2 protein-coding genes and 2 pseudogenes are annotated in these 5616 nt (G+C 77.0%); 2 read left to right on the forward strand and 2 right to left on the reverse strand.

Translation table 11 applies throughout. The annotated features are described in order from the left end of the window. A partial coding sequence (locus VR44_RS35225; protein ID WP_045951723.1) for an MMPL family transporter occupies positions 1 to 1061 on the forward strand: 1061 nt, incomplete at its 5' end. A gap of 23 nt (positions 1062 to 1084) precedes the next feature. Here VR44_RS35225 and VR44_RS35230 read toward each other — a convergent pair. Further along, on the reverse strand, positions 1085 to 1867 hold the full coding sequence (locus tag VR44_RS35230) for a GntR family transcriptional regulator (protein ID WP_052713981.1): 783 nt from the start codon (positions 1865 to 1867) through the stop codon (positions 1085 to 1087). Positions 1868 to 2005: 138 nt separating this feature from the next. After that, a pseudogene (locus tag VR44_RS35235) lies at positions 2006 to 3450 on the reverse strand (IucA/IucC family C-terminal-domain containing protein). A gap of 152 nt (positions 3451 to 3602) precedes the next feature. Here VR44_RS35235 and VR44_RS35240 point away from each other — a divergent pair. Continuing rightward, positions 3603 to 5196 (forward strand): annotated as a pseudogene (locus VR44_RS35240) (IucA/IucC family protein). Positions 5197 to 5616 lie beyond the last annotated feature (420 nt).

The raw sequence follows: 5616 nt of genomic DNA on the forward strand, positions 1-5616 counted from the left end.
CCCTGGCGGTGGGCGCGGTGCTGGTCCTCGGGGCGCTGACGGCGGGGGCTGCCGGGGTGCGGATGGACTACGGGCAGGGCGGCGCGGGCGGTGAGCGGACCGCGGCCACCCGGACGGCGGAGGAGATCGCCCGGTCGATGCCGGCGGGGGTCTCGGATCCGGCGACCGTGTTCGTCAAGGCGCGGGACGGGCGCCCGATGACCGCCGAGCGGGTGGCGGGGCTGGCGGGGGCGCTGGCGCGGGTGCCCGGGGTGGGTCAGGTGACCCCGGCCGTGCTCAGCGCGGACCGTGGCGCCGCCCGCCTCGACCTGTTGCTGACGGCGGAACCGGGCGGGCAGCAGGCCCGTGACCTGGTGTCGGGTCCGGTGCGGGAGACCGTACGGGCGCACGTGCCGGCCGGGACCGAGGCGCACGTCGGGGGCACGGCCGCGGTGTTCGCCGACATCGCGGTGGCGGTGGGCGAGGACCTGGAGGTGGTCTTCCCGGTGGCGGCGGTGCTGATCGCGCTGATCCTGCTGGTGCTGCTGCGCAGCCTGCTGGCGCCGGTGGTGCTGATGGTGGCGGTGGGGCTCGGGTTCACGGCCACGCTGGGCGCGGCGACGCTGGTGTTCCAGCACGCGCTGGGCCGGCCGGGGGTGGACTTCACGCTGCCGCTGGTGCTGTTCCTGTTCGTGGTGGCGCTCGGCACCGACTACAACATCCTGGTCGCCGACCGGATCCGCGAGGAGATGGAGCGCCCCGGCCCGGCGCGGGCGGCGGTGGGCCGTGCGGTGCGGCACACGGCCCCGGCGGTGGCGACGGCGGGCCTGGTGCTGGCCGCCTCCTTCGGCAGCCTGGCGGTGAGCCCGCAACCGGGCCTCCAGCAGACCGGGTTCGCCACGGCGGTGGGCATCCTGCTGTCGGCCTTCGTCCTGTCGGTTGTCCTCGTCCCGGCTCTGGCGGCCCTGCTGGGCCGTTCCCTGTGGTGGCCGGTGCGGCCGCGCGCGAAGACGGCTGCGGACGGGGAGCGGCCGGCCGCCGGCGCGGAGCGGGCGGAGCCCGGGCGGGTGCCGGTCGGCTGAGGACCGGCCGCCCGCCCGGCCGGTCAGCTGACGCGGAAGGCGATCGCCTCGGGTTCCCGGTGGAAGGTGACCCGGTCCCAGCCGGGGAACGCCAGGTCCGTGACGGCGAGCAGCCGGCCGGAGGCGTCGTGGACGGTGCGGCGTACCGAGAGCCCGCAGGCGGGGGACGCGGCGGCGGGGTGGCTGGTGCGGGTCATCGTGATGGTCTCGGCGGTGCGGCCGCGGGCCGCGGCCCGTTCCAGCCAGCGGTGCAGCGGCCGCAGGTCCTCCTCGCGGGCGGCGGCCGGCCGCCGCAGGTAGACGGCGAGTTCCGGGGTGCGGGCCACGATGCCGGGGCAGAGGTAGGTCACGGTGTGCTGGAGGATGCGCCCGCCGGACCCGTACACCCGGTGGTGGTGGACCAGGGTGCGTTCCCCGCCGGCCATGCCGAGCAGCGCCGCGAGCGAGGGCGGCACGGTGACCAGGGCGAGCCGGGCGCGGGCCGGACCGGCCGGGCCCCGGTCGCGCGGGGCGGGGTACGGGGGCCGGTCCGCGACCGCCGCGCCGGCGGCCCGCTCCGGCCTCGGTGGCGGTACGGCGCGGGTGCCCCGGCGGCCGGTGACCACCAGGCCGTCGGCGCGCAGCTCCTGGAGGGCGGCCCGGACGGTCTGCCGGTTGACCTCGTAGCGGGCGGCGAGGGTGCGTTCGGAGGGCAGTCTGCCTCCGGAGGTCCGGGCGGCGTGGTCGAGTTCGTCCCGCAGCGCTGCGGCGATGCGCTGGTACTTGGGCATGGCGGCCGGGCCGCCGCCCCGCGAAGGGGAGGGCATGGCTTCTCCTCTGACGGGTGGTCAAGGACTGCGCGGTCTGCCCCACCAACCTAGCATTGGTCTATACCTTTCGGCATGGGAGAGGGCCGGTCCGGCGCCACCTTGGCCGGATCCGGCTGCGGCCCCCTCCCCCGCCCGCTATCCGCGCAGGGGGTTGGGCAGTTCCAGGTACCGCGCGTCCGCACCGTCCGCACGGGTCCACCGCAGCAGCAGGTTCGTCTTGGCCGGAAGCGCGGGGGCTTCGAGGAGCCGTGCGACCTCGGGCAGGCCGTGCTCGGCGTCGTAGCGCAGGAACTCCTCGCGGACCGCCGGCCACAGCCGTCCGGCCAGCTCCGGGCGGTGCTCGGCCAGGGCTCCGGCCACCTCCGCCAGGTGGTTGACGACCAGGCAGTACACGAGCCGCTCCCAGGCCGCCGCACGCGGCATGTCCTGCGGGAGTTTGACCCCCTCCGCGTCGCGGAAGAGGGCCTGCACGGGCATGCCGCGGCCGTCGACGGCGACCAGGCAGTTCTGGAGGTGGGCCTCCAGCACGATCCCGTGCCGCGCGAACAGGTCGAGCACCGGGGGGACGACGTGGCGCAGGTACGCCCGCCACCACCCCGCCGGATCGGGGGCGTCCTCCAGCGGGCTGCCGGGGAAGCCCTCGGCCAGCGCCGCGCACAGCAGCGGCACCGCCCCCGGGAGCAGCCGCCCGCGCAGCCCGTCGCGGACCAGGAGGGCGAGTTCCTCGAAGGCGAAGGCGGCGGTGCGGTAGCCGCGGTCGCACAGCCAGACGGCGCTCGCCCCCGTACGGCGGCGCAGGTCGGCGAAGCCCTCCTCCACCGCGGAGTCGGTGCGGCGGAGCTTGATCAGGTCGTGGCGCCACAGCCGGCGCACGTCGTTGGTGATGCGGACGTCGAGGCTGAACTTGGCGAACAGGTCGGCGTCCGGGCCGGACGCGTGCACGGTACGGATCGAGGCGGTGGGCCACACCGGCAGCCGGGTCGGGCCGAGCCGCAGCAGGCGCCCGTCGGCGAAGGCCTCGCGCACCTCGCGGCGGCCGGCGACCAGGTCGAGCTGCCAGGGGTGCGCGGGCAGCGCCCGGTAGCCGGCCGGCGGACGGGGGCCGTCGAGGATCCCGGCCAGCGCGTCCACGGCCTCCGCGGCCGCCGCACCGCCCTCCTCGGCCACCTGGTCCTCGCGCAGCCCCAGCACTGCCTCCCCATGAGCAGGGCCTGCTCGGAGCGGACGTAGGGGTCCTCGGGCACCTCGGCGGCGGCCCGGGCGGCCAGCAGGGCGGCGACGGTGTCACGGCTGTCGGCCATCTCCACCGGCAGCTCGTCGTTGGAGACGCCCGTGTGGCGCAGCAGCTCGTCCGCGGTGAGCTTGACGAGTTCGGCGTGGCTGAGCGGGTGCCAGCCGGCCTCGGTGCGCAGCTCGGGGTCCGCGGGCCGGCGGCCGCCGCCGACCCGCAGGAGCCGGCCGCTGCCGCGCAGCCGGTGGACCCGCCCGCCCTCGGCGTCGGTCACCTCCCGCAGCAGGCAGTTCAGGAGCGGGGCGGCTGCGTAGGCATCGGCGGCGGCGTTGAGGTCCACTGGATCCATTCGGGGCTTCGGAACTTCGGTGCTTCGGTGCGCCGGGGTCCGCGGATCGGACGACCGGCCGTGATCTTCAGTATCCGGGATGATGACCTGATCATCGGGTACATCCCTCAGTCGAAGCGATCCGAACGAAGCGATCCGAAAGGAACGGAACCCTGGACCGCAGCACGCACCATTCCCCGCCCGACCCCGGCCCCTCCCCGGCGGGCACCGCCGAGGAGGCGATCGCCGCCGCGCTGGCCGGCGTACGGCCCGGGCTCGGGTCCGCGTACGAGGCCGCGCTGGAGGGCGCGCGCTCCGCCGTGCTGACCCGGCTCTGGCGGGCGCTCGCCTTCGAACCGCTGCCGTGGGTGGTGGGCCGGGAGCAGGGACCTGACTCCCTGAGACTGCTGCTGGCCGGGGGCGGGCGGCTGGAGGGGCCGCGGCCGGACCCGTACGCGACGGACGCCTACGTCACCGAGGTGCGGCTGGACGGGCGGGCCTACCGGCAGGCGGCCCGGCTGGTCGGGGCACTGCGCGTACCGCACGGCGCGGCCGGCCCCCTCGGAGCCGCCTTCGCCTCCTTCGCCGCCGAACTGGACGACAGCACCGCCTCCCTCGCCCTGTCCCGGGCCGGGCAGCCGCCCGGGGAGCGGGCGGAGCCCGGCACCGCCTGGGAGTGGGAGCAGCGGGTGGTCGACGGGCACCCCTACCACCCCAACTGCCGCTCCCGGCCCGGGTTCTCGGTGGCCGAGCAGCTGGCGTACGCGCCGGAGCACGGGCCGCTGGTGCGACTCGGGCTGGTCCGGGTACGGGCCCGGGAGTGCATGGTCGCCGGGGACTGGCCGGCGGAGCTGCGCGACGGGGACCGGATCCTGGTCCCGGTCCACCCCTGGCAGGCCGAGCACGTGCTCAAGGGCGAGGAGGTCCTGCCGGGTCCGGCCGCGCACCCGCTGATGGCCCTGCGCACCCTCGCCCCGGCGGCGGGCGGCGCCCATGTGAAGACGGCCCTGAGCACGCGGCTGACCTCCTCGGTACGGGACATCTCCGCCTACTCCGTGGAGACGGCCGCCGTGGTGTCGGCGTTCGCGCACGCGCTGGCCGAACGGCTGGACGGCCGCCTGCACATCACCCGCACCCTGGGCGCGGCCACCGCCTACAGCCCTGACCTGGCGGCGGTGCTCCGCGAGGCCCCGGAGGCGTACGCGCGGGCCGGGGAGCGGGTGGTCCCGGTGGCGGCGCTGGCGGGCACCCGGCTCGCCCGTTCGGCGGACTGGCCGGCTCGCCCGTTCGGCGGGCTGGCGGGCGGAGTTCGCCCGGCTGGCGCTGTCGGTGTGCCTGCGGGTGCTGGAGCTCGGGGTGGCACTGGAGGCCCACGGGCAGAACCTCCTGGTCGTCCTGGCGGCCGACGGCACCCCGCTGCGGCTGGTCTACCGCGACCTGGCCGACATCCGGATCAGCCCGGCCCGGCTGGCCCGGCACGGCCTGCCGGTGCCGCCGCTGTCGGGCCGGCTCGTGACGGACGACGAGACGGTGCTGCGGCGCAAGACGTTCGGCTCGCTCGCGGCGGGGGCCCTCGCCGCGACGGCGGGCTCACGGCACGCCTTCGGGGAGGCACTCGCGGCGGGCCTGGACGGGCTCGCACCGACCGCCGACTCGGAGGTGCTGCGGGGTCCGCTGCCGGTGAAGGCACTCACCCTGATGCGGCTCAGCCCGGGGGTGCCCGGCGACCAGTGGACCCTGCTGCCCAGCCCGCTGGCCGGGGATTGAGGGTACGCAGGGGCGGGCTTTCACCCCGGGAGCAACTCACCGTCCTCTTCACCGGGTTCGCCCGGGTGCCGGCCCCGGCGGCTACGCGCCGGCCGCCTTCGCGGCCGCCGGCGGGGCCTGGCGGAGGCGGCCCGTGGGGTCCGGCAGGCGGAGAGGGGGGAGTCGGGACCCCGGGGCTTCGTCCCGGCCCGCGAGCCGCCGGCTCCCTGACGGGTCCGGGCCGGGCGGCGGGGCCGTGCGGTGTCCTCCGTTCGGGGGACAACCCGCTTCCGGCGGGCCCGCCTTCGCCCCGATCGGGGCGGGCGGTGGCAGGAAGGAAGTATGAAGATTACACGTCGCCGGGTCCTCACCGGCGCGGCCGCAGCCGTGCTCGGCGCCGCCGGAGCGGGCTTCCCCGCCCGGGCGCGTCCGGCCCGGGCG

It is taken from the genome of Streptomyces katrae, from assembly GCF_000966975.1.
GTDB classification, from domain to species: Bacteria; Actinomycetota; Actinomycetes; order Streptomycetales; family Streptomycetaceae; genus Streptomyces; species Streptomyces katrae.